Source organism: Pantoea sp. X-Soil-OKNW-713 (assembly GCF_059730685.1).
Genome location: NZ_AP035996.1, coordinates 652,215 through 676,110 on the forward strand (window position 1 = coordinate 652,215; position 23,896 = coordinate 676,110).

Sequence of the window (23,896 nt, forward strand, 5' to 3'; positions counted from 1 at the left end):
GGGCTGACGTCCTGTAATCATAGTCTTAAAGCTCCCGCATCATCTCAACACAGGGCAACGCCGCCCCCGCCAACGCCGAATGATAAAGGCTTTCCCTTACGATGCTGAAGCCATGACGTTGATAAAAGCCACAAGCGTTAGGGGTCGCCGCCAGCGTCAATTGGCTGAACCCACGCTGCCGTGCTTCCATCATCAGGGTCTGCATAATGGCGCTGGCGTAGCCTTTACCGTTGCACACCGGCAAGGTGAAAATCGCCTCCACGCTACCGCCAGTCAGATCGAGAAAACCGGTCGCCGCCACACCGTAATCGGGGTCGTCCACCACATAGAAGGGATTAGCACGCACGGCCTCGAAGTATCCCTCTGGCAGAGCATCAGGTGTCCATGCGGTGATCACCTCTGCGGGATAAACCGACTGGCAACCGTGACGGATGGCAAGATTTCGAATCCGCCACAACGTGGCGGTTTCATCGGTGCGGGCTAAACGAGGTGTCATGGTGTCTCCTGGTGTGCCTATAATCGAAAACCGCTATCAGGAAGATGAACGAGGCCATCCTATGCAACTGTTGTCATCGCGATTGTTTTTGCGCCCGGTTGAAGCGCGCGACCTGCATACGCTGTTCGCCATCTATGGTGATCCCGGCACGCAAATGTTTAATCCTGCCGGCCCCTTTCCTGATCTCGCTTTTACCGAAGAAGTGTTAACACGCTGGCTGGCGCACTGGCAATGCTATCCGTTTGGCAACTGGGCGATTTGCCTGCGCGAGCGATCCGACGAGGTACTGGGATTTGGTGGTTTAACGGTGCGGGAGTTTGCTGGCAGGCCGGTAAACAATTTGGGCTACCGGCTGGCAAAAACGGCGTGGGGTAACGGTTATGCCACCGAGTTTGCCCGTACGGTGATTGCTTATGGCTTTGATCACTGCCAGCTACCGGTGATTGATGCTGCGGTGCGGGAAGATCATCTCGCCTCGCAGCAGGTGCTGGAGAAGGCGGGTTTGCGCTGTTATGACCGGGTTGAAGATATACCGGGCGCACCCGCCAGTCTGGTTTATGAGTTACGTGCGCAGAGCTGGCGCGATCAGGGCACACCGAGATAACGCAGGATCGCCGTCATCAGCGCCGCACCGATGATCACCACAATCAACGGGGCTTTGCGCCAGGCGAGGAACACCGCAAACAACACCCCGGCGATTCGCGCGACACCAGCAAAATGCGTACCTTCAAACAGCGCGGTGGTGACCGCTACCGCCAGCAGCAGCACGGTGGCGGCATCGGATAACATGCTGCGCGCCCGCTCTGACATCTGCATACGACTACCGAGACGGAAACCGGCGAAGCGGATCAGGTAAGTTCCGGTTGCCAGCAGCGCAATCCCCGCAATGACTAATCCGTTTTCCATTATTTACGCTCCCGCCAGCTCAGCAAACCTAACAATGAAAACAGCACCGGCATACCGGCAGGGACAAACGGGGTTGCCAGCACCGAAAGCAACGCGCCGAGCGATGCCGGGATACGGGTGCGGCGCTGGCGCAGGGCCGGGAAAATCAATGCGATCAGGATGGCAGGAAACACCGCATCCAGACCGATCACCGAGACATCCGGGATAAAACGCCCAATCACCGCGCCGCTGATCACGCTGAGCGGCCAAATCGCGAAGATACCCAGGCCACAAATCCAGTAGGCCGCGCGACGCTGCGCCAGTTTGGGTTGCGAGATGCCAAAGACCACGCTTTCATCATTCATGATGTGGCAGCCAAACAACGCCCGCCCACCCTGTCCAACCAAATCTTTAACCGCAATGCCAAACGGCAGATGACGGGCATTGACCAATAAACCCGCTGCGGCGGCGGTAAACGGACTCCCGCCACCGGCAACAATGCCGATGAACAGAAATTCGGATGCGCCAGCCAGCACCAGGGTAGACAGCGCCATCGGTACCCACAACGGGAAACCATCTGCCACCGCCAGTGAACCATAAGAAAGTCCGACGATACCGTCAGCCAGACAGACGAGGAATATCGCTTTTATTACCCCTTTATCCAGAGGCACTGTTCCCAGACGCATAACAAAATCATCTCATATCGAACAAGAAAGCCGTTATAATGAACGGCCCGACACCGTTTTACAAGATGAACGTTTTGTTCGATATAACGAACAGGAGTAGCTGTGACCCCGCCGATTGACATTATCGCCGCCGGATTAGTGCGTGAACGCCAGCGCGCCGGGCTTTCGCTGACAGAAGTGGCACGCCGCGCCGGTGTCGCTAAATCTACCCTCTCTCAGTTGGAAGCAGGCAACGGCAATCCCAGCATCGAAACGCTGTGGTCGTTATGTGTCGCGCTGAATATTCCGTTTGCCCGACTGATGGAGCCGGAAGTGAAGCGTTTGCAGGTGATCCGCAAAGGTGAAGGGATGGTGGTGTCTGCCGAACTGGCCGATTATCAGGCCGCATTGCTGGCCAGTTGCCCACCGGGCGGCCGCCGCGATCTTTATCTGATCACCAGCCAGCCAGGCGCACCGCGTGCCTCAAAACCGCATCCGCCGGGTTCGGTGGAACATGTAATTATCGCGCAGGGTCGCGCACTGGTCGGTCCCAGCGATGCGCCAGTGCTGCTCGGCCCCGGCGATTATATTTGTTATCCCGCAGATGAACCGCATCTGTTTGAAGCGCTGGAGCCAAACACCCTGGCCGTGCAGTTGTCGGAGCAAAATTAATGACTGACGCGTAGCGGCATGGTTTATCGCGCGGGTTTGCCGACATCGTGCACAGCATCGCGCAATAAATTGCGCCGCTACGGTTGCGTTCTGCCCGTTGCGGCGCGGTTTACCGCGCAGGTTTGCCGACATCGTGCACAGCATCGCGCAATAAATTGCGCCGCTACGGTTTCGTTCTGCCCGTTGCGGCATGGTTTACCGCGCGGGTTTGCCGACATCGTGCACAGCATTGCGCAATAAATTGCGCCGCTACGGAATCAGCCAATATTTCCCGTCAGTACAGGATTATTTTGCGGTATATGGTGTGCCACCCACATGCACTTTATAGATGCGGAAATTCGGCACCGGCGGATTATCAAAATTCATCTCGCCACCGACCCAGCTGTTAAGGTGATTGCTGACAAAATAGAGATCGCCGTGCGGTCCCCAACCAATGGTATCGGGCCAGGCAATCGCGTCGCTGGTGACGAAAGGCGTGACCTTACCGGTTTTGCCATCCCGTTTCATCAGGCCGTTAAGCGTCAGCGCCGTCAGGTAAAGATTGCCCTGACGGTCTGCCGTGATGCCATCGGTATTGGACGGCAGCACCGTGTCCACTTTGATCGCCTTTTCGATTTGCGCTTCGCTGTTGCTGAAATTGCGCAGCACAGAAGTCGGTACTTTCAGCAGCCGATTGCCGGTAAGGTTAGTCCAGTAGAGCGTTTTCTTATCGCCAGACAGCGCGATACCGTCAGCACCGGTCAACATCGGATTGGCTTTGCCGTCTTTATCCTTCAGTACCTTTTCGCCGTGGATGCTGAAGGTGAAACCGGGTTGATCGTTGACCCATTCCGGCGCAGATAACACCCGTTTTGCCTCCCCGGTCTTCATTTTATACACCAGCAAACCGCCTTTCAGCGGATGACACATGATGCCGGAATCGGTGATGTACACCACGCCTGCGTCGTTATCCACTGCGACGTCATTCAGGAACGAACAGGTAAAGTCGACTTGATCGTTAGTAAAGGTATAACGCGCCACCTCTTTATTTTTATTCAAATCCCAGGCGATCAGCTTTTCATCACCCGCTTTATTGGGTGCACCCGCAATATGCCCTTGATCGAGAATCCACATCACGTTGTTGCGATCAATTTCAAATCCCAGCACCGCTTTTAAACCCTGTGGATTATGTACGTCGTTCATCGCTTCGCTGGGAAAGGGTTGCAGCAACCATTGCCCGTCCTTTTTCACCAGTTTCGACAAGGTTGCCGGGACTTCCGGGCCGCCCCAGCGGGCGGTGCTGACGTACAGGTTACCCTGTGCATCAACCTTCACGCCGTGCAGCATCGCTTTGGTGTCATTGTTTTTCCACGCGGCCGCCGCTGCCGGATCGCTCAGGTCATACGGCAGGCGATTCCATTCTGCGACCACATCCAGTTTAGGTTGCGTCGCCGCCAGTGCCGGTAAGCCAACGCCGACTGCGGTCAACAGCAGGAGAGATGCAGACCATTTTTTTAGCGGATAGGAGGGAGATGCATAGAACATAGTTTTACCCCTGAAGGATGGTTTTATTGTGATTATTTGTCGAATTCTGACATGTCAGAATCTAGCATTCATTGGCAACAGGTAAAGGGGGTAACTGGCGATTTTGCATACGGCCTCACAAAATCGATTGCAGACATCAGCGTGGCTTATAGCGGCCATCATTCGGGGTGATATGAGAGAATGGACCCACTTCTGTTTGCTGGCGGCATTCGCTCACCTGGTCGGCTCGGGGAATTTAAAGAAACAAAAAATTATCTATCCACATGATAAACAAAGATATTAATGAAATCGCAAAACTAACATGTTACTGATGATTTTCTGAGTTTTTCCTGATCCTGCAAAATCCATGCTCAACCCGCCTCTCTGCGTGATAAGCATCACACTAACGTGTCAACCGCTGCCGTTTTTGTGATCAATTTAGCAAATGACTAACATGTAGCTAACTTTATATCCGCCACCTGATAGATTTGTGACATGTCAGTTTTAACCCAGTGACATTCAGCGCGAAGTTAACGTCAGCGCAAAGCAAAGGGATTACCTCAACCTTGCTTTGTACCGCCACCCACCAGGGAGCAGACGTTCGCTTTTCGCGGCTTCTCACGCTGTCATTCAATCGTATAAGAATCAGGAAAGCAGCCATGAGCACTTTGACAGAGAATAAGGCGCGCGACGTCGTTAGCGACCTTGAACACAGTACCATCCGTAAAATCATCACCATGCTGGTCCCGTTGATGGTGGCGATGTATGTGGTGGCCTATATCGATCGACAAAACATCAGTTTCGCCAAGTTGCAGATGGTCAGCAGCCTCGGCTGGAGTGAATCGGCTTTTGGCTTAGGGTCGTCGTTATTTTTTATCGGCTACCTGATTTTTAGCGTTCCGGGCAACCTGATCCTGTCGAAGGTCGGGGCAAAACGCTGGTTTGCCTTAAGCCTTGCCGCCTGGGGCATCATCACTGTCGCCCTCGCCTTCACGCAAAGCCTGACCATGTTCTACAGCCTGCGTTTCGTGCTAGGTCTGGCGGAAGCCAGCTTCTACCCCGGTCTGATTTACTACTCAACGCAGTGGTTCCCGACTAAATATCGCCCACGCATTGTCGGCTTTCTGGTTACCGCCAGCATGTTCGCCAATATGATTGGCGCGCCGCTGAACGGCGCGTTGCTGAGTATGCACGGCATTATGGGTTATGAGGGTTGGCAGTGGTTGTTCCTGATGACCGGTTTGCTGGCGATTTTACTGATCATCCCGGTGATGGCCTGGTTCCCGATTAGCCCGACCCATGCCACCTTCCTGACACGCGAGCAGAAACAGTGGCTGTCGCAGCGCCTGGAGGAAGAACGCCGCCAGGAGAGCGATAAGTCCGTCGATACCCTGTTTAAATCGCTGACCGATAAACGCGTGCTGTCGCTGGCGCTGGTGTACGGTTTTATCTGCTTCGGTGCCTATGGCATCAGCTACTGGATGCCCACCATCGTCAAATCCTTCGGCGTCTCTGATATGACCAACGGCTTCGTCAATATGATCCCCTGGGCGTTGGTGATGATCATGTTGCGTTGGCTGACGCACAAACCGGAACGCACCAATAACCCGTTCGTTAACGTCGCCCTGCCGATGTTCACTTCCGCCGCCTGTCTGATTGGTTCGGTGTGGTTCGCCAGCCAGCCGGTCATTAGTTTCGCCTTTATCTGTGGGGTGGTGCTGTCGGTGTTCGCTATCCAGCCCTGCTTCTGGAATCTGACCAAATTCCTTTCCGGTGCTTCAGCGGCGGCGGGAATCGCAATTATCAACTCGCTGGCTAACCTCGGCGGCTTCTTCGCCCAGAACACCATTCCACTGGTGCGTGACCAAATGCAAAGCGCGACCGCACCGATGGTGTATCTGAGCATCGTCATGTTGGTCGGGGGGATCAGCACCGTGATGATCATCAAATGGCTGCAACGCCAGCGCGAACCGGCCACCGCCGCCCCCATGCCAGGTCACTAATCTGACATTTCAGATACAAACAATAAATGTGAAGTAAATCACTATTATCAGAATAAACCGTTGCTGATACCGGTTGGTATCGGCAACATAAATTAAAACTAACATGTCAGTTTTTAAGAAGGTCGTCATGAAAAAGATTGTGGTTCTTGAACCGGGTTACGAGCATTACCACGAAGAAGAAGCCATTCTCGCCGCCTTTTATCCTGAATTTGTGGTCGTCCCTGCCAATGCCTCCCAGGAAACGAAACGGGAGCAGCTGCGTGACGCCGATGCCGTAATGCTGCGTGAAGCGCGTCTTGATAGCAGCCTGATCGCCGCACTCGATAAATGTCAGGTGATTGTGCGCTACGGCGTGGGGGTCGATAACGTCGACCTCGTGGCCGCCAAAGCGAAAGGTATTTATGTCGCGAACGTCCCGGATTACGGCTCCGAAGACGTGGCCGAGCACGCGCTGGCGTTGTTGCTGGCCGCTACGCGTCGCATAACCTCGCGCGATCATCAGGTCCATCACGGCCAGTGGAATATTGGTCAGGCCGAACCGATGTTTCGCATGAGTGGCAAAGTGCTGGGCATTGTTGGCTTTGGCCGCATCGCGCGCTGCCTCGCCGCCAAAGCGCGTGGCATTGGTTTTCGCTCCCTGCTGGTGTGCGATCCGCTGCTGGATGCGCAAGCCGCTGAAGATGCCGGTGTGGTGCGTGTCTCGCTGGAAACGCTGTGTCGCGAAGCCGATTTCATCTCCCTGCATGTCCCGTTGTCGGAGAAAACCCGCCATCTGATCGGTGCTGAACAGTTGGCGCTGATGAAACCCTCCAGTGTGCTGGTGAACACGTCACGCGGCGGCCTGATCGATGAAACCGCCCTGTTCCACGCACTGCAAAACCGTCAGTTATTTGCCGCTGGCCTTGACGTGTTCGAACAGGAACCGATCCGCGCTGACCATCCGCTGCTGACGTTATCCAACGTGATCTGTACCGACCATACCGCCTGGTTCACCGAAGAGTCGGTGATTGAACTGCAACGCAAAGCCGCGCAGGAAGTGCTGCGTGTCTTTGAAGGCAACAAACCCCTGAATTGGGTGAATCGCTAATCACCCGCCCTGCCAAGAGGAAAACAAGATGTATAGCAAAGAGATTATTGACGGTTATCGCGCCATTTTTTCTACCGCATCGATTGCCGATGCCTGCGACCAGATTGTCGGTCAAACCATGTTTCTGCCGTTTGAGGTGAAAAACCGTATCAATGACAAGAAGATCGTTGGCCCGGCCGTCACGATTCTGGAAGATGTCACAGACGAAAAATTACCACCGCAACACGCACTGGATGCCATTGATGAGTCCGAAGCGGGTTCAGTGATTGTCATTGGCGGCAGCCCGGCGCTGGAGAACGTTGCCGTCTGGGGTGGACTGATGACCGCAGGTGCGGTCGCCAATAAACATGAAGGCGCGGTGCTGATGGGCGGCGTACGCGACCTTACTGAGATCCGCCGTGATTACGATTTCCCGGTTTACGCCAAAACCGTTACCCCTGGCACTACGCTGGGTCGTTTCAAAACCCTTGATGCGAATGTCGCGCTGAAGCTGGGTGAAGTGACCATTCACCCTGGTGACCTGATTGTAGGTGATGTTGATGGCGTGGTTTGTGTGCCAAAAGCCCACGTTGATGCGGTGCTGGAACTGTCCAAATCCATCGACCAGCGCGAGCTGGAGCAGGCCAAGCTGATTATCCAGTCAGGATCGCTGCGCGAAGGCCTGGCTAAATACGGCCGCATTTAACCGTGAGAAGCGGCCCGGCACCCTGCTGTGGCCGCCTGACAGGACAACATAATGAAAGATCTGGATATTCTCTCCTTCGGTGAACCGCTGTACGAATTCAGTCAGTTACCGCAGGCACAACAACCGGTCAGCTATCTTAGCGGTTATGGCGGCGACACCTCGAACTTTGCCGTCAGCGCCGCTCGTCAGGGTGCCAGGGTGGCGATGTTTACACAGCTCGGCAACGATGTGTTTGGCGATCAATTTGTCGCGTTGTGGCAGCAGGAAAATGTCCGATGCGACTGGGTGCTGCGCCACGAAGAGGCGCCGACCGGTATCTATTTTATCAGTCACGACGCCAGCGGCCACCATTTCACCTTTTATCGCCAAGGCTCTGCGGCTTCACGTCTGCGTCCGAAGGACTTACCGGAAGCCGCGATTGCCGCGGCAAAACTGCTGCATACCTCCGCCATTACCCTGGCGATCAGTGACAACGCCTGCGACAGCGTCTTTGCCGCACTGGAACTGGCACGTAACCATCAAACGTTGACTTCTTTCGATACCAATCTGCGCCTGAAACTGTGGCCGCTGGCCCGCGCTCGTGCGGTGATCCATGAAGTTGCACGTCTGGTGGATATTTGCATGCCAAGCCTTGATGAGGCGCGACTGCTGACCGGCTTACAGGATGCCGATGCCATTGCCGATTTTTATCTGCATCTTGGCGTGAAACACGTCGTATTGAAAATGGGCAGTGAAGGCGCGATGTATGCCAGCGCAGAGGAACGCGTGGTGGCGACCGGGCACCAGGTCGCCACTGTCGATGCAACCGGCGCGGGCGATTGCTTCTCGGGTGCCTTCCTGACTCGATTGCTGGCGGGCGATGCCGCGCAAAACGCCCTGCACTACGCTAACGCGGCCGCCGCGCTTACCACCACCGGCTATGGCGCAGTCGCGCCAATTCCCACCCGTGCGCAGGTTGAGGCCTTTTTACACCAGGCGCGTTAAATCCTGTGCCAGCCCGTTCTCACCACTTTCGACAGGGCTGGCACGGCCTCAAAGCCTTGCCGCCACCGGCACTGCGGCTTTCTTCGTCTTCACCTTTAACCCGAACAACATCGATGCGATGCGCGATCGTTTGATGAGCAAATAGCACAGGGTACTGAAAGCGACGCCAATGAAGCAGTTGATCAGGACATAGATAATCGACAGATTGGCTGGCAACCAGACATCCATCAGCCAGGAGAAAGTGATCACCACCGGATAATGCAGCAGATAAATAATCAGCGCGGAATCGACCACGCCGGTAAGTAACGGATTTTCCTTTACCGGCAGGCGTTCAAAGACAAATACCAGCCAGTAAGCAAGCTGGAACGAGAGAACGCTACCTGCCAGCACCGGCAGATATTTTAACGCGCTGGCAATATGATGATGAGCAACGACGTAAAATCCCAGCCAGGTAACCAGCGCCATTCCCGCAATCAACCACTTATTTATTACCCAGGAATTGACGTAAGTGGCTATTTTCTCGCGATTAACGTACAACGCATAGCCAGCCGCATAATACACCATAAAACGCGCAGTCACCGGCACCAACTCGATAAACTCCCCCTGCCCTTTGACCAGGAACTTAAGAAAGAAGCAGATGTTGGCAAGCGCAATCAGGGTCACCAGTAGCCACGGCAGTGAAAACCGTTCGAGCTGTCTGGCAGCAAATTGATATATGGCCGGGGGGATGACTAATGACATCACTGACAGTGAAACCAGGAACCACAAGTGATGCATCATTGAATAACTGTGTAACCAGCCCGCTAACGTTAACGGCGTTCCTTTCATTTGCCAGGCAATAATATACATCAGCGGTGGCAGGAATAAATACGCGGTAATAAGCGGAGCCAGAACTCGCTTCAAGCGATTATCACGGAACATCTGTTGCCCTTTACGTAGTACCACCAGGGCAGAAAACATTCCCGAAAGAAAGAAAAACACCTCCATCCTGAAAGTATGAAACATGCTGAGGAAAGCGGTAAATAACTCCGATGGATCACGCTGCGCAACATAATACCAGCCATTTTCACCCGGAAGACTTCTTGAAGCATGTAAGAGAACACCCTCAAGAATTAATCCCGCGCGCAGCAAATCCAGGCCGATATTTCGGCCAGACAAAAACGACGGCGTATTCATGTTCACACCTCGAAGATGAATTATTTAAAGGACATGATGCTGATGAGATTGATGCTAACAGCTCGTATGGTTGTTTACCTTTCGTTTACACATTTTAGGAAAATCGCTATTGCAAAATCATGCCAACCCTAAAGAAAAACTAATCCTGATAAGATTAAACTGATAAAGCGAAGCGTAACTCAATGAATTAACGTGATATCACCGGGGTTAAGATAAAACGCACTAACTGGATGATTTATCTAATGTGACAAAAGCATTTCACTAAAAAGCAGGTATCCTTACAATAGGTTTGCATATGATGACAATGTAAAGAATATATAATCAGTTTTCGATTAAAATAAAATAATAAAAATCAATGCAGCTAAACAAATAATTCAAAAAGGAAAGGGGAAATAATCGTATCACCATGATTTTAAATCAAATGAGGAAAAGGACACCAGGATCAACTAACAATATTTTTATAATCCAAAAAGGTTTAGGAATGCTCTTATGGTATTTATCATGCCTGAACATGGCATATATACTCTTTTCATCAGAAGCTATTCACACTCCACCAGAAAAGGCAGATTAGCGATGAAAGCAATTTTTTATTTCTTTAGCGCGTTATCTCCTGTCATCACAGCATTGAGTCCGTTTGTTTATGCAGCAAAAAATACCGACAATAAGTTTATTATTGAAGCTTATGGTGGTTCCAGCACTCAGGGTGCAATGGCGGTGCGGGAAAATGGCAAAGTCCACCCCATTTTTATAAAAAATAATGAAATAGGCCTGATCAACCAATTTATCAAAGACAAATACGGCGATGGGATTCAGGTTGTGAATAAAGGCGCATCGTCATCCCAGGCGATGGATCTGTTGAACGGTAAATACTTTTATAAGAACAATAAAAGCTGGCGCGAGGAGATGAAAAAGTCTCCGGCCAGAATCATCCTGTTGAACTTTGCCACGAACGATGCCAGGCATTTCCATTACCAGGATATTGAACCTGACTATCGCGTCAGCCCGGATCAATATATTAAGGTCATGGCGCAACTGGTGAATATTGCTCGTGCTGCCGGTAAGGAGGTGATTTTACAGGAACCCCACCCTATTTGCGGCGGCGCAGCCAGGTGGAATATCGGACCTTATGTCACACAACTGGATAAGCTGGCGCGCGCAGAATCCGTACCATTGTCGAGACAATACCAACGTATCCTGAACATGAATAACTGGCAGTCGCTGTTATCACCAGATTGTGTTCATCCTTCGGAGCAACTTTATCGCATCAAAGCGGAAGAGACGTTCTCGGTTTTGGTGGCGCATTATGGCGCGCAGTTGGCGGCGGCAGGCACACACCGGTAGCAGCGCAATTTATTGCGCGTATTTTTACCGCGCGATAAATCGCGTCGCTACGTAATCTGCCTGCACATAGCGCGATTTCCTCCATGTCCGAATGACTCCATTTCTGGTATACATACTCCTCTAATCAGTGTGGAGCAGATAGCAGAACTATGGCGCAGGATCTTCTGAAAGATGTGGTGTACAAACGAATCAAGGACATGATCGTTAATGGTTCGCTGCCGATGGGCGGTAAGCTTTCAGAATCTGCCCTTGCTACTCGCTTAGCCGCCAGTAAAGCCCCGGTACGCGATGCCTTACGTCGTTTGCAAAGTGAAGGCCTGGTGCAGATTAAGCCCAAAAGCGGCACCTTTGTGTTTAGTCTTAATGACCTGGAATTTAAAGATTTGCTCGAGTTTCGCTTCTATGTGGAATCGAAAGCGATGGAACTGGCCCTGAAAAAGAACCCGAAACAGTTGGTGCAGGAGATTTCGGCGATCCTCGATAACATGGAGTTCTGCATCAATAACGGCTCCAGCGTCGAATATATCCGCCTGGATAACCTGTTCCATCAGGCCTTGTTTACCTGGTGCCAGAATCCCTATCTTGAACAAGCCTACACCCTGATCTCATCGCGCATGGCGACTATCCGTAATTATCTCGGCAGTAACGACGAACATATGCATCGTTCATGGGATCAGCACGTCACTATCGTTACCGCGCTGCGTAATAACGACTACGACAGCGCGTTGGTGGCATTGCAGGGACATATCCTGCCGGAATTCGGCGCTTACTGGGGTCTGCTGTAATCCTGTCTGTGCCGGGTCTGCTCCCGGCGTAACAGCAACGCGACAAACAATCCCCCTTGTCATTTCTGGGTTATTATTGTTATGTTATAACATAACAATATGCACTTCAGAGGTCATGCTATGTCGTTAATTCAGGATTCACGTCTCCCCGTCACAGTTCTTTCTGGCTTTCTCGGTGCCGGGAAGACCACGCTGCTTAACCATATTCTCAATAACCGCGCTGGCCGCCGGGTAGCGGTGATCGTCAATGATATGTCGGAAGTGAATATTGATGCCGCGCTGGTTCGCAATGGTGGTGCGGAGCTTTCACGTACCGATGAAAAGCTGGTGGAGATGAGCAACGGTTGCATTTGCTGCACGTTGCGCGAGGATTTGCTGCTGGAAGTGCGTCGCCTGGCCGAGGCAGGCCGCTTTGATCAGTTGGTGATCGAATCCACCGGAATTTCCGAACCTCTGCCGGTCGCGGAAACCTTCACATTCGCGGATGAAGACGGTCAGAGCCTGTCACAATTCGCCCGACTGGATACCATGGTCACGGTGGTGGATGGTTTTAATTTCCTGCGTGATTACCGTTCAACCGACTCCCTGCAAGCGCGAGGCGAATCACTGGGCGAGGCCGACGCCCGCTCGGTGGTCGATTTGTTAGTCGATCAAATTGAGTTTTGCGATGTGCTGGTGGTGAATAAAACCGATTTGATTAATCAGGACGATCAGCAAACGCTGTACGCCATGCTGCGTTCACTTAATCCACGCGCCCGGATTGTATTTTCACACTTTGGACAGGTACCGCTGGATGAGGTGCTGGAAACCGGGCGTTTTGATTTCGATGCTGCCGCCCAGGCACCCGGTTGGTTGCAGGAACTGCGCGGTGAACATCAGCCAGAAACGGAGGAGTACGGCATCCGCAGTTTTGTCTATCGTGCGCGTCGCCCGTTCCATCCACAACGTTTCTGGCATGCGGTGAATCATCAACTGGAAGGGGTAATCCGTTCAAAAGGTTATTTCTGGCTGGCAAGCCGCCCGGAGTATGCGGCAATGTGGTCACAGGCTGGAGCCGTGGCGCGCCACGGCTATGCCGGACACTGGTGGGCCAGTATCCCGCGTGAACGCTGGCCGCAGGATGAAGAATCGCTGGCGTTTATTGCCCGTCACTGGCAGGAAGGCATCGGTGATGCGCGTCAGGAACTGGTGTTTATCGGTATCGAGATGGATGAGGATCAGGTACGCAATGCGCTGGAGCACGCCCTGCTGACCCCCGCAGAGATGGCGGCTGGCCCGGCAAGTTGGGTGACAATGCCTGATCCGCTGCCGGAATGGTTCGAGCATGACGCCGTGGACGCGTAATCGCACAGAAAGCAACAAATGGCTACGCTTTTCCATCAAGGTCAGGAGTATGCTGAATTGCAGCATTTACCCTTACAGGAGAAGACGTTATGCCAGAAGTTGTTGTCTATGCCGCGGAAGGCCGCACCACTGAACAGAAAAAGAAACTGCTGAAAGCTATCACCACTGCCGTGTCTGATTCGTTTGAGATCGATGCCAATTCCGTGGTGGTGTCAATTGTCGAAACGCCGTTACATATGAAATCGAAGGGTGGCATTCCGTTTGACGAGCGTTAACGGATGCCCCCTCTCCTGCCCATGATCCTGATGGGCGGGATTTCCCTTTCTTACCTTTATCCCGTCTGCAAATATCGCTACCCTAGGGCCGCTTAACTTGTACAACTTCGTAGCGGCGTGATTTATCGCGCAATTCTGTGCGTGGGGTGTGAAAACCCGCGCGATAAATCACGCCGCTACACGCACTTTTCTTTCTTCTGGAGTCTCAATGTCCCTGCCGTTGTTCCGCCGCCCCACTCTGAATGATGTTGACCGTTGCTTTGAAATTGAAATCACCGCCTATGAGGGTGATGAAGCCGCAACCCGCGAGAAGATCGCCACCCGCATCGCTGACTATCCGCAAGGTTTTTTACTGCTGGAAGTGGATGGCCAGGCCGTTGGTTTTATCAACTCAGGCTGTGCCTGGGACGTGGTGATGTCCGACGAAGCCTTTAAGGAACTGGTGGGACACGATGCAGCCGCGCCTAATGTGGTGATTATGTCGGTGGTGGTTGACCCGCAGTGGCAGGGCAAGGGTTATGCGGCGCAGCTGATGCATACCTTTATTGATGAGCAGCGAGCGCTGGGCAAGCAGAGTATTCACCTGATGTGCAAGACCCAACATATCGAGCTGTACCGCAAGTTTGGTTTCGCTTATATCAAACCGTCGGAATCTGACCACGGCGGCATGGCGTGGCATGAGATGATTAAAACGCTGTAACGGTTGTACTGACAAAGATGCGTAGCGCCGCAATTCCGCTTCGCAGCCAGCGAATTTTCAGTATCATAGCCCGATCTGTCGTTTTCTGGATTGAGTATGACCCATCAACACAGTTCCCTGTTTGCACAGCTTGCCGCCATTCTGGCGGAGGAAAGCCGCACGCCACTGTATAAACGTTTTGCCGCTGCCATTAAAGACGCGGTGCGCGCAGGCCAGCTGGTCCATGAAGAGATCCTGCCGGGAGAACGCGAATTCAGCCAGTCGCTGGGAATTTCGCGCATTACCGTGCGTAAGGCGATGGATGAACTGGAAAAAGAGGGTGTGGTGTTTCGGTCGCGTGGCTACGGTACGCAAATCTGTAGCCAGTTCGAATATTCGCTGAAAGAACCCAAAGGTTTGTCGCAGCAGGCGGTATTACGCGGCAAAAAGCCCGATACGGTGTGGATCAACAAAAGCAAAATCCGTTGCAACGCGGAGATTGCGGAGAAACTGGGGCTGAACAATGGCAGCGATGTCTGGCAGTTGAAACGCATTCGCTACGTGGATCAACAGGCGGTGTCAGTGGAAGAGTCGTGGGTTTCAACCCAGCTGATTGCCGATGCTGACGATATCGGTATCTCGCTGTACGACTACTTTCGTGAGCGACAAATCCTGCCGGTGAAATCACAAAGCCGTGTCAGCGCACGTATGCCGGATGAAGCACTGCAACAGCAAATTGCCCTGCCCGCCAATGTGCCGGTGCTGGTGATTAAGCAACTGGCACTCGACGCTCAGGGCAATCCGCTGGAGTACAGCATCAGCTACTGTCGCAGCGATATGTACGTGTTTATTGCCGAGTAAGACGCTGCTGCCAGTAAGCGGTCAGCGTTGCGCGATCCGGCGCGCAGTCCCCACCGCGCTGTGAGACAACATAGGACGCCACCGCATTGCCCAGCGCCACGCTGTCGGCCAGCGACCAACCGGACGCCAGACCTGCCAGCAGTCCACCCGCATGGCTGTCGCCGGCACCAATGGTATCCACCACCGTGGTCGCCAGCGCAGGCACCCAACCCTGGGTTGCTGCATCGCTGTATCCTGCCCCATCGCTGTCGAGTCGCACCACCATTGCGCTGCCAAAACGTTGCTGCCAGCGCGCCAGCAGCGCATGCGCATCAAAGGGTTCAGATGCACCAAGGCGCTCCCGCCACAGCAACTCCGCCTCTTGTCTGTTCACTGTAATCAGTGGATTGAGCGCCATGATACGTGCGAATTGTGCATCCGCGATATCCGCCAGGCGAGGTCCAAAATCCACCAGCAGCTGCCAGGGTTGTGGCTGCCGTTCCAGCCAGCTAATCAACACCTCGCCACTTTTACTGGTGAGTTGATAACCGGAGAGATAAATCCAGCGATGCGCCGGTTGCGGTAGCGTATCAAGCAACGCCGCGTCCCACTGATTTTCCACGCCGCTGACCGAAAGAAAGGTACGTTCACCATCCGGCTCCACCAGCGCCAGGCACCAACCGTTATCGCCGGATGCCGTTTCCAGCACGCTTTCGATGCCATATTCCACCAGTTTCTGGCGCACAATCCCGGCCCAGACGCCGTTACCCAGCGGCAAAGCATTGATCGACGGTACACCAAGTCGATGCAGCGCAATCGCCACATTCAGGGCGCAACCGCCGACATTGACGCCCTGCTGATGCAGCTCGATATCACTGCCGCGATGCGGCAGTGAGTAAGCATCGGCAATCACATCCACCACCGCCGCACCCACCACGCAAACCGGCAGGCGACCAGCCAGTCGTGTCAGATCATCTGGCGTCAGCATAGGCGGCCTCACGCTGCTGACGGAAACGACTGAAAGCACTGCTGTAGCGGGTGAAATCCAGATTATTGGCAGCATCCAGTTCAGCTTTTAATGCCGGATCGATGCCGTCAATCCCCTGCAAGGCGCCGCAAATCGCCACCGCCATTGCACCGATGGTATCGGTGTCGCCACCGAGGTTGGCACAGAGAATGGCGCAGCGGTTAGGATCGCAGGCAGCCAGTTCCACCATCGCAATCGCGGCGGGCACTGATTCAATGGTGCTGGTCCCCGTCCCGACCAGATCATAAATCTGTTGCAGGGTCGATTCTGTCCCCCTGCCCTGCGCCACAACCTGCAACGCCAGTTCCACGCGCGCCGCCATCGAAGCACTGAAGGTGGTGACACGTTTTTCCTGCGCTGCTCGGGCAATCGACGGCAACTCATCGCGGATAGTTGCCCAGTTTGCCCCATCAATGGCACGCGAAACCGCCCAGGCGATAACCGTCGCCCCGGCAATCGCCACATCGGATTTATGCGTCGGGCTGGACGCCAGCGCCACGGCATCAATAAAGCCCGCCAGATCGCGCGCCGGTAACAGGCAGCCCAGCGGCGATACCCGCATCGCTGCGCCGTTGGTCATGCCGTTATTTTCCAGTTGCGCGACGGGTGTTCCGGCTTTCAACGCGTTGAGGGCAATTTTCGAGGTTGGCCCGAGCACGTTTTTGTTGAAGGCATCAAACGCTTCTGCCCAGCGCAAAATATTGGCCCCAATGGTTTCGGCATTGATGTCGCCATCATGGGTGATGATAGCGTCGGCCAGTGCCAGCGCCATCGAGGTGTCGTCGGTAAAGGCCGCCCGGCCAAAATAGCAGGCGGCATTGTTTTCGGCCGGGCCAGGCAGAAAGCGATCGATCCAGCCAAAATGCTGTTTCACGCGGCTGCGCGGCCAGAGTTCCGACGGCATACCCATCGCATCGCCCAGTGCCTGGCCATAAAAGGCGCCCAAAATCCGTTTTTCCTGGAGTGTCATTGTCATCGCTACTTCTCTTATTTATGGCTTTCAGCGGGTGCTGAAGTATCAAAAGCGGTTAATTCATCACTGCGTTTTTTGCCGTCACGGAACAACACGATAAAGGCGAGGGTGATAATCACAATCATCACGCTACCGAACATCCACATCCCGGCCCAGTTGAAGGTCTGACCGTTGATCGGCTTATCGTAAGCAAACATCTCCTGCATCAGATAGCCGCCAAGACGGTAGCCCAGCAGGCTGCCGATACCCTGACAGGCAAGCGTAATCAGGCCCTGCGCCGCGTTACGCATCGCTACCGGCGCTTTCTTATCCACGTAAATGTAGGCGGTGATGAAGTAGAAGTCATAGCTGACGCCATGCAGCAGGATGCCCATAAACAGCAGGCCGAAGGTCAGCAGGTTCTGATCGCCGCCGAACACGAAGAAGACATAGCGCAGCGCGGCAGTCACCAGTCCCAACAGCAGCACTTTGCCGATGCCGAAACGTTTGATAAAGAACGGCAGCGCCAGCAGGAAAAAGATTTCCGATACCTGGCCGAGGGTCATCCAGCCGGTGGCATGCGGCAGACCCACTTCGGTCAGATAACCTTCGGCAAAGATGTAGTAGAAGGCCAGCGGCATGCTGAACAGGAACGAGCAGACAAAGAACACGAGGAAGCTACGATCTTTCAACAGATGCAACGCATCCAGACCGAGTGCCACGCGCAGGCTGAATTTGCCGGTGCTTTTCGGTTCTGTGGCCGGCAACATCAGGGCAAAGATACCCAGCAGCAGCGAACTGGCAGCGGTGATCAGCAACGGAACATTACTGGCCGAGATATCGCCAAAACCAAGCAGCGGCGGCAGGAAGCCGCAGGCAATGCCGGAAGCGATCCAGCCGATGGTCCCCATCACGCGCACGCGTGGATAATCGCGTTCAACATCACCAACGTGGGAGAAGGCAATGCTGTTGGTCAGCGCAATGGTCGGCATATAGGTCAGCGCATATAACAGCAGCAGCGGGAAGAAGCTGCCGAAGTGCGTCTGTTGCGCAGCGAAGAACATCAGAATCGCGCCAACAATCATCAGCAGCGACAAGACTTTTTGTGCCTGGAAGAAGCGGTCTGCCAGCGAGCCAACCAGAATCGGTGACAGGATGGCGGCGATGGAGGTGCAGGCATAGCACCAGGCAATCTCCATCGGGGTGAAGCCATTTTTACTCAGAAAGGCCCAGAGCGGCACGAACCATGCCCCCCAGATAAACCATTCAAGGAACATCATGAACGACAGTTTTGGCATTGTATTTTTCATCGAACTTACTCCCCGGTGTTGGTAGAACCAATCTAACACCACTAACAATACCTTTATAATACCTTTAGCTGATAGTTTGACCTCACCCACATAATTTTAACCGATGGTTAACAGGGTTGGAGATGATAAAACGCGCGATAAATCGCGCCGGTACAGGTAAGCATTGGCCCGTGGCGGTGCGATTTATCGCGCGAATTTTTATAGCAGGCAGCGTGTGAACCAGTATCACACGCTGAAAAGGAAGGAATTAACGGTTAACCAGTTTGGCCGGTAAAGCGATCACCAGCAGGCAGCTCAACAGCAGACAGACCGCAAAGAACCACAGCGCGCCATTGCCGCTGCCAGTAAGATCCAGTGCGATCCCCATCACCGAGTTACTCACCAGTCCGGCGATATTGGCGATGGAGCAGGCCAGCGCAAACCCGGCCGCTGCCGCCGTGCCTTTCAGGAAGGTCGCAGGCAGGCTGAAGAACACCGGCACCGCGCCAATGATCATCGCCTGGGCAATCGAGAATAACAGCACCGTCATCATCACGTTATGGGAGAAAAAGGTGCTGGCTCCCATCGCCGCTGCGCCAATGATAAATGGCACAATGATATGCCAGCGACGTTCACGCGTCCGGTCCGAGCTGCTGCCAATGGCCAGCATACCGATCAACGCCGCCAGGCTGGGAATGGCCGTCAGGTAACCGATGGTGCTGATATCGGTGGTGCCAGCGTTTTTAATAAAGGTCGGCATCCAGAAGCCCATCGCATAGGCACTGAGCAGAATGGAGAAGTCGATCCCGCCGAGCATCACCACGCGGATATTCAGCAGACCATCACGCAGGCGATGCTTCACCCCTTTCGCCTCGCCTTCATCTCTGTCGAGGTCGTTTTGCACCGCCTGCTTTTCTTCCGCACTCAGCCAGTTGGCGCTTTCCACGCTATTCGGCAGCAACCAGAAGGTCATCACCCCCAGCAGCACGCTCGGGATACCCTCCAGCAGGAACAGCCATTGCCAGCCGCGCATCCCGTACACCTCATGGAAATGGCCCATGATCCAACCGGAAAGCGGTCCGCCAATCAGACTGGAGAGCGGCAGACCAATCATAAACAGCGCGATGATGCGGCTGCGACGCCAGGAGGGAAACCATTTAGTGAGATAGAACAACACGCCCGGCAGAAACCCGGCTTCCGCCGCGCCCAGTAAAAAACGAATGATGTAGAACTGCATCGGCGTTTGCACCAGTAAGGTTGCTGTGGAGAGCAAACCCCAGGTAATCATGATGCGCGCGATCCAGATTTTTGCCCCGACGCGTTGCAGAATCAGGTTGCTTGGAACTTCAAACAGAATGTAGCCAACAAAAAACAGCCCGGCACCGAGACCAAACGCCGTCTCGCTCAGCGACAGGTCGCTGGCCATTTGCAGCTTCGCCAGACCGATGTTGATACGGTCCAGATACGCTGCCAGATAACATAAACAGAGAAAAGGAATCAGTTTCCAGGTGATCTTGCGGTAAATCGCGGCAGTGTCCTCGGCTGCCAGCACAGCAGGACGGGTTGTAGCAACAGTCATGATTTTCTCCGGGCGCAATAAACCCTGATGGGCGTGTTGTTATGCGTTTCACTGACCGTGAAACCTGTTGTGTCTGCGCACTCCGTGCAGGTGAATAAGCGCCCTTAACGGGCGCTGAACTGTCCGAGATATTCCAGCGTGGTGGCTTTGGACACCACATCGCCGTACTTACTGTCGATATCAAACAGGTTGGCTTCATGCGGCGCTGCGTGGCGATCGCCCACGCATTCACGTACCACCATCGCGCGAAAGCCGTACTGCAACGCGTCCACGGCGCTGGCGCGCACGCAGCCGCTGGTGGAACACCCGGCGATGATCAGGGTGTCGATACCTTCCGTCACCAGCAGCGATGCCAGTGCGGTGCCAAAAAACGCGCTGGCATATTGCTTGGTGATCACCACCTCATCCGCGAGCGGCAGCACGCCGGGGCAGAACGCCGCCAGTGGATTGCCCTCCACCATGTCGCGCATCACCGGCGCTTTCTGTACCCAGATGCCACCATCACGTTGATGCTGCGGGTGATAACGGATTTGGGTATGGATCACCGGAATGCCGCAGCGGCGTGCGGTTGCCAGCAAGGCTTCCGCTTCCTGGACCGCATCCACCACCCCCGGTGCAAACAGCGGGGCACCCGGCGTGGTGTAACCTTGCAAAAAATCGATCATCAGCAGGGCCGGACGCTTGCCAAAGCCGATGCGGTTGCCCCAGACACCGGCATAGTTGTCACTGGCGCTTTGTGTCATCAGTTCGCTCCTTACCAGGCACCGGACAACAACGCACCGGCACCGGGTACTACCGGCTCCAGATCCAGCGCTTTCAGCAGCGCGTACGTGGTGGCGATCGCCGCAGTAATCACCGGCTTACCGGTTTGTGCTTCCACTTTGGCGACCGCCGGCAGTGAAGGCATCTGTACGCAGGCCGACAGCACCACTACATCGACATCATCGAGCGGCATGTCTGCGACAATGCCCGGCAGATTGTTCGGGTCATGACGAGCGACCGCGAGGTTATCGGCAATCTCCAGCGCGCGCCACACTTTCACCTCAATCCCTTCGCGCTGGATATAATCCACCACCAGCTCGGTAAGCGGTTTCATATAGGGCGCGACCAGAGCGATCTTTTTCGCACCCATGATATGCAGCGCATCCACCAGCGCTCCGGCACTGGTGATCACCGGTGCCAGCGCGTCATTTTCTCGTGTGACCGCGGTAAGACGCGCCTGTGACTGACGGTGATAACCGGGGCCCATCGCCATGATCGCCACCAGGCAGGCGTATCCCAGCACATCAACTTTGGCGTCCGACAGTTCCAGCGCGCAGCGGTCCGACTCCTTATCCATCGCCGCCAGTTCATCTTTGTTGACGTGCTTCATACGCATGCGGCTGGAGTGGAAGGTAAAGCGCTCCGGGCGGATCAACTGGCGAGCCTGCAACATGGCAGGAATTTCAGTTTCCATCGTAATGTTGGAACTCGGCACAATTTGGCCGATACGGTACTGGCGGGTCATGACTGAATCTCCGGTTGCAGGGTTGCGCCGAGGAAGGTACCAAAGGCAGCGAAGAAGCCGGGGAAGTCATCCCAGGGGATCATATGTCCGGCATTTTCAACGTGAGCGATTTCAATTGAGGGCAGCAGTTCGCGGATCTCGGCCTCATCTTCCGCCAGGATCACGCCACCTTTGCCCGCCACCATCAGCAGGGTTTTAGCGGGCAACTGGCGAAAATATTGGTGGATATCGAGCTGATGAAAATCGTCGTAGGCACGACGGATGGCCGGTTCGTAGCAGGTGTGCAGCCACTCGGCGCGCAACTGACGTTGTTCTTCCGTCCAGCTCGGGCAATATTTTTTCATCGCTTCCGCGTCCATGCCCTGCTCCGCCTCGCGGATCGAGTCCTGATACCACGGCCACTGGCCCGGATAGAGACGACGGCCCGGTCCCGACACTGGCGGATCAATCAGTGACAACGACAACACGCTGTCTGGCTGTTTCACCGCAGCACGCATGATAAAACGCGCCCCCATTGAATGGCCGACCAGGTGGTACTGCGTCAGTCCCAGAGCCTCAGCGAAGGCGTTAATATCGTCGGCGCAGCTTTCGGTGCCGTAGTCCAGCCCCTCACCGCTGCTGGATAAACCGCGTCCACGCACATCCAGCACCCAGGTATCAAATTGCTGACCAAATACTTCCGCGACAAAACCCCAGGTAATCGCCGGGCTGGTGATACCCGGTACCAGAATCAGAGTCGGGCCTTTCCCGCCATAACGCAGATAGTGCTGGCGAATGCCGTTCGCCTGCACCTGGCCACCGCTGACAAACGTGCTCATCACGCCCCCTCGCTTTTCAGCGGTGCGGCGAAGACATCGTAGCCGTACACCCAGGCCGGATCTTCCTGCGTGCGCAGGAAGGTGTTGGCGTTCGACACCGACTGCACGCGCGAAGCGCGTTCTTTGCGGTTAACTTCATACAGGCGGAAGGCGGTGCTGTAATCTTCCAGGCCGGTTTCTGTCAGGCAACGTGCCAGCATGGCGGCGTCTTCGATCGCCATCGCGGCACCCTGTGCCATATGCGGTTTCATCGGATGGCAGGCATCACCCAACAACACAATGCGCCCTTCACTCCACACCGGCAGCGGCTGGCGGTTGAGCAGCGGCCACTTGGTGACGTTTTCGCTGCATTCAATCAGCGCCTGCACCACCGGATGGTAATGGCCGAAAGTTTCCAGCATCTCCTGCTGGCTGCTGTCGACAAAGCTACCTTTGAAATCCCACGCCGGATGCGGCACGCCAGAGACGTAGTAGTATTCATCGCGAGATTTGGTGGTGTAGTACACCATCAGGTGACGATCTTCCGACCACCATTTCACGCAATCTTCAAAATCGAGGTTGTACTTACGCAGTTGTTCGCCACGGATCAACGCGCGGTGCGCCACCCAGCCGCTGTAGGTCGGTGCTTCCACGCCCAGCAGGTGTTCGCGCAGTTTGGAGTTGATACCATCGGCACCAATCACGATATCGGCGCGTTCTTCGCTACCATCCTGGAAACGCAGTACCACATCGCTGCCGCTGTCTTCCACGCTGCTCAGGCATTTGCCAAAGTGGACCGAACCCGGCTCCAGGCTGGTCATCTGCATCGCCTGTAAATCACCGCGATGAACGGTGACGTATGCTGCGCCGTACTCCTTGCGCGCAAATTCACCCAGCGGAATGCGCGAGAGGTATTCACCGGTTTCGCCATCGCGACTGAACCAAAAATCCGGATGTGAGGCCAGATCTTCCAGCTGTTGTTCGATCCCCATGCGACGGAACACTTTCAGGACGTTCGGTCCCATATGGATGCCCGCACCGAGACGTGAAAACGCCGGACTCTGTTCGTAAACCTGCACATTGAAGCCCGCTTTCTGTAACAACGAGCCAGCAGCCAGGCCACCAAGACCTGCGCCAACGATCGCAATGCGTTTCATATTGCTCATATTTTCCTCTCAAAACTCACGCTGATTTGAAGGTACACCTGCGGTATTGGTTTCTAGCCCCGCTCAAATTATCTAGTGTGTACGCTATAATTATTGGCGTTATTTTTTTGTGAATTGCAATGGTTATTGTGGTGAAAACTGCATGTCATGATGTTAATC

The 23,896-nt window shown here is 54.4% G+C and carries 25 protein-coding genes; 12 read left to right on the plus strand and 13 right to left on the minus strand.

What is annotated here, in order from left to right; translation table 11 throughout:
• Positions 1–25: 25 nt before the first annotated feature.
• On the minus strand, positions 26–496 hold the full coding sequence (locus tag AC6I8R_RS23475; protein WP_497833042.1) for a GNAT family N-acetyltransferase: 471 nt from the start codon (positions 494–496) through the stop codon (positions 26–28).
• A gap of 61 nt (positions 497–557) precedes the next feature.
• Between AC6I8R_RS23475 and AC6I8R_RS23480 the strand changes: the two genes are divergently transcribed.
• Positions 558–1,100, plus strand: coding sequence for a GNAT family N-acetyltransferase (locus AC6I8R_RS23480; protein ID WP_208726560.1), 543 nt, complete (start codon positions 558–560; stop codon positions 1,098–1,100).
• Here AC6I8R_RS23480 and AC6I8R_RS23485 read toward each other — a convergent pair.
• Both AC6I8R_RS23485 and AC6I8R_RS23490 read right to left on the minus strand, forming a co-directional pair.
• The gene (locus tag AC6I8R_RS23485; RefSeq protein WP_013511191.1) at positions 1,082–1,402 is read right to left on the minus strand and encodes an AzlD domain-containing protein; all 321 of its coding nucleotides are present in this window, start codon (positions 1,400–1,402) and stop codon (positions 1,082–1,084) included. The two genes, AC6I8R_RS23480 and AC6I8R_RS23485, sit on opposite strands and share 19 nt — an antisense overlap.
• A complete protein-coding gene (locus AC6I8R_RS23490; protein WP_415173015.1) occupies positions 1,402–2,067 on the minus strand; it encodes an AzlC family ABC transporter permease in 666 nt (221 codons plus the stop codon). Before AC6I8R_RS23490 ends, AC6I8R_RS23485 begins: the two co-directional genes overlap by 1 nt.
• Positions 2,068–2,169: 102 nt before the next feature.
• On the opposite strand from AC6I8R_RS23490, the gene AC6I8R_RS23495 reads away from it, so the two are divergent.
• The gene (locus AC6I8R_RS23495) at positions 2,170–2,718 is read left to right on the plus strand and encodes a helix-turn-helix domain-containing protein (RefSeq protein ID WP_013511189.1); all 549 of its coding nucleotides are present in this window, start codon (positions 2,170–2,172) and stop codon (positions 2,716–2,718) included.
• Positions 2,719–3,003: 285 nt separating this feature from the next.
• Here the strand turns inward: AC6I8R_RS23495 and AC6I8R_RS23500 are convergent, their stop codons facing one another.
• Positions 3,004–4,242 carry an L-dopachrome tautomerase-related protein gene (locus AC6I8R_RS23500; RefSeq protein ID WP_497830909.1) on the minus strand — a complete coding sequence of 413 codons (1,239 nt, stop codon included), beginning with the start codon at positions 4,240–4,242 and terminating at the stop codon, positions 3,004–3,006.
• Between the two features lie 638 nt (positions 4,243–4,880).
• On the opposite strand from AC6I8R_RS23500, the gene AC6I8R_RS23505 reads away from it, so the two are divergent.
• The 4 genes from AC6I8R_RS23505 (at position 4,881) to AC6I8R_RS23520 (ending at position 8,980) form a co-directional block, all read left to right on the plus strand.
• Positions 4,881–6,224: an MFS transporter gene (locus tag AC6I8R_RS23505; protein ID WP_497830910.1), complete on the plus strand. Its 1,344-nt coding sequence runs from the start codon at positions 4,881–4,883 to the stop codon at positions 6,222–6,224.
• 127 nt (positions 6,225–6,351) lie between these two features.
• Positions 6,352–7,311 (plus strand): C-terminal binding protein, encoded by a 960-nt coding sequence (locus tag AC6I8R_RS23510; RefSeq protein ID WP_497833043.1) that lies wholly within the window; start codon positions 6,352–6,354, stop codon positions 7,309–7,311.
• Positions 7,312–7,339: 28 nt separating this feature from the next.
• Positions 7,340–7,996 (plus strand): RraA family protein, encoded by a 657-nt coding sequence (locus tag AC6I8R_RS23515; RefSeq protein WP_208726025.1) that lies wholly within the window; start codon positions 7,340–7,342, stop codon positions 7,994–7,996.
• Positions 7,997–8,047: 51 nt separating this feature from the next.
• Entirely contained in the window at positions 8,048–8,980 is a 933-nt protein-coding gene (locus AC6I8R_RS23520) for a sugar kinase (protein ID WP_497833044.1), read from the plus strand.
• 48 nt (positions 8,981–9,028) lie between these two features.
• Here AC6I8R_RS23520 and AC6I8R_RS23525 read toward each other — a convergent pair whose 3' ends face one another.
• Positions 9,029–10,156 (minus strand): acyltransferase family protein, encoded by a 1,128-nt coding sequence (locus AC6I8R_RS23525; protein ID WP_497833045.1) that lies wholly within the window; start codon positions 10,154–10,156, stop codon positions 9,029–9,031.
• 489 nt (positions 10,157–10,645) lie between these two features.
• On the opposite strand from AC6I8R_RS23525, the gene AC6I8R_RS23530 reads away from it, so the two are divergent.
• The 6 genes from AC6I8R_RS23530 to AC6I8R_RS23555 all read left to right on the plus strand — a co-directional run bounded on the left by AC6I8R_RS23530 (position 10,646) and on the right by AC6I8R_RS23555 (position 15,441).
• Positions 10,646–11,497 (plus strand): SGNH/GDSL hydrolase family protein, encoded by an 852-nt coding sequence (locus AC6I8R_RS23530; RefSeq protein ID WP_497833046.1) that lies wholly within the window; start codon positions 10,646–10,648, stop codon positions 11,495–11,497.
• A gap of 149 nt (positions 11,498–11,646) precedes the next feature.
• Positions 11,647–12,282 (plus strand): GntR family transcriptional regulator, encoded by a 636-nt coding sequence (locus AC6I8R_RS23535; RefSeq protein ID WP_208726029.1) that lies wholly within the window; start codon positions 11,647–11,649, stop codon positions 12,280–12,282.
• 120 nt (positions 12,283–12,402) lie between these two features.
• Positions 12,403–13,626, plus strand: a complete 1,224-nt coding sequence (zigA, locus tag AC6I8R_RS23540) for a zinc metallochaperone GTPase ZigA (RefSeq protein ID WP_415173008.1) — start codon at positions 12,403–12,405, stop codon at positions 13,624–13,626.
• Positions 13,627–13,715: 89 nt separating this feature from the next.
• Positions 13,716–13,901, plus strand: a complete 186-nt coding sequence (locus AC6I8R_RS23545) for a tautomerase family protein (protein ID WP_208726031.1) — start codon at positions 13,716–13,718, stop codon at positions 13,899–13,901.
• Positions 13,902–14,109: 208 nt separating this feature from the next.
• Positions 14,110–14,601, plus strand: a complete 492-nt coding sequence (locus tag AC6I8R_RS23550; protein ID WP_415173007.1) for a GNAT family N-acetyltransferase — start codon at positions 14,110–14,112, stop codon at positions 14,599–14,601.
• Positions 14,602–14,697: 96 nt separating this feature from the next.
• On the plus strand, positions 14,698–15,441 hold the full coding sequence (locus AC6I8R_RS23555) for a GntR family transcriptional regulator (RefSeq protein ID WP_415173006.1): 744 nt from the start codon (positions 14,698–14,700) through the stop codon (positions 15,439–15,441).
• On the opposite strand, the gene AC6I8R_RS23560 is transcribed toward AC6I8R_RS23555, so the two are convergent.
• From AC6I8R_RS23560 to AC6I8R_RS23595, 8 genes are all read right to left on the minus strand, one after another.
• Positions 15,428–16,408, minus strand: coding sequence for a PfkB family carbohydrate kinase (locus tag AC6I8R_RS23560; protein ID WP_497833047.1), 981 nt, complete (start codon positions 16,406–16,408; stop codon positions 15,428–15,430). The two genes, AC6I8R_RS23555 and AC6I8R_RS23560, sit on opposite strands and share 14 nt — an antisense overlap.
• A complete protein-coding gene (locus AC6I8R_RS23565; protein ID WP_497833067.1) occupies positions 16,392–17,417 on the minus strand; it encodes an ADP-ribosylglycohydrolase family protein in 1,026 nt (341 codons plus the stop codon). The genes AC6I8R_RS23560 and AC6I8R_RS23565 overlap by 17 nt, the downstream gene beginning before the upstream one ends.
• Before the next feature lie 17 nt (positions 17,418–17,434).
• Positions 17,435–18,709: a nucleoside permease gene (locus tag AC6I8R_RS23570; RefSeq protein ID WP_208726035.1), complete on the minus strand. Its 1,275-nt coding sequence runs from the start codon at positions 18,707–18,709 to the stop codon at positions 17,435–17,437.
• Positions 18,710–18,956: 247 nt separating this feature from the next.
• A complete protein-coding gene (locus AC6I8R_RS23575) occupies positions 18,957–20,267 on the minus strand; it encodes an MFS transporter (protein ID WP_208726036.1) in 1,311 nt (436 codons plus the stop codon).
• Positions 20,268–20,371: 104 nt separating this feature from the next.
• Positions 20,372–21,010 (minus strand): N-carbamoylsarcosine amidohydrolase, encoded by a 639-nt coding sequence (locus AC6I8R_RS23580; RefSeq protein WP_497833048.1) that lies wholly within the window; start codon positions 21,008–21,010, stop codon positions 20,372–20,374.
• A gap of 11 nt (positions 21,011–21,021) precedes the next feature.
• Entirely contained in the window at positions 21,022–21,774 is a 753-nt protein-coding gene (locus AC6I8R_RS23585) for a maleate cis-trans isomerase family protein (protein ID WP_497833049.1), read from the minus strand.
• Positions 21,771–22,592, minus strand: a complete 822-nt coding sequence (locus tag AC6I8R_RS23590) for an alpha/beta fold hydrolase (RefSeq protein ID WP_415173002.1) — start codon at positions 22,590–22,592, stop codon at positions 21,771–21,773. The genes AC6I8R_RS23585 and AC6I8R_RS23590 overlap by 4 nt, the downstream gene beginning before the upstream one ends.
• Positions 22,592–23,737, minus strand: coding sequence for an FAD-dependent monooxygenase (locus tag AC6I8R_RS23595; RefSeq protein WP_415173001.1), 1,146 nt, complete (start codon positions 23,735–23,737; stop codon positions 22,592–22,594). The genes AC6I8R_RS23590 and AC6I8R_RS23595 overlap by 1 nt, the downstream gene beginning before the upstream one ends.
• Between the last annotated feature and the right edge of the window lie 159 nt (positions 23,738–23,896).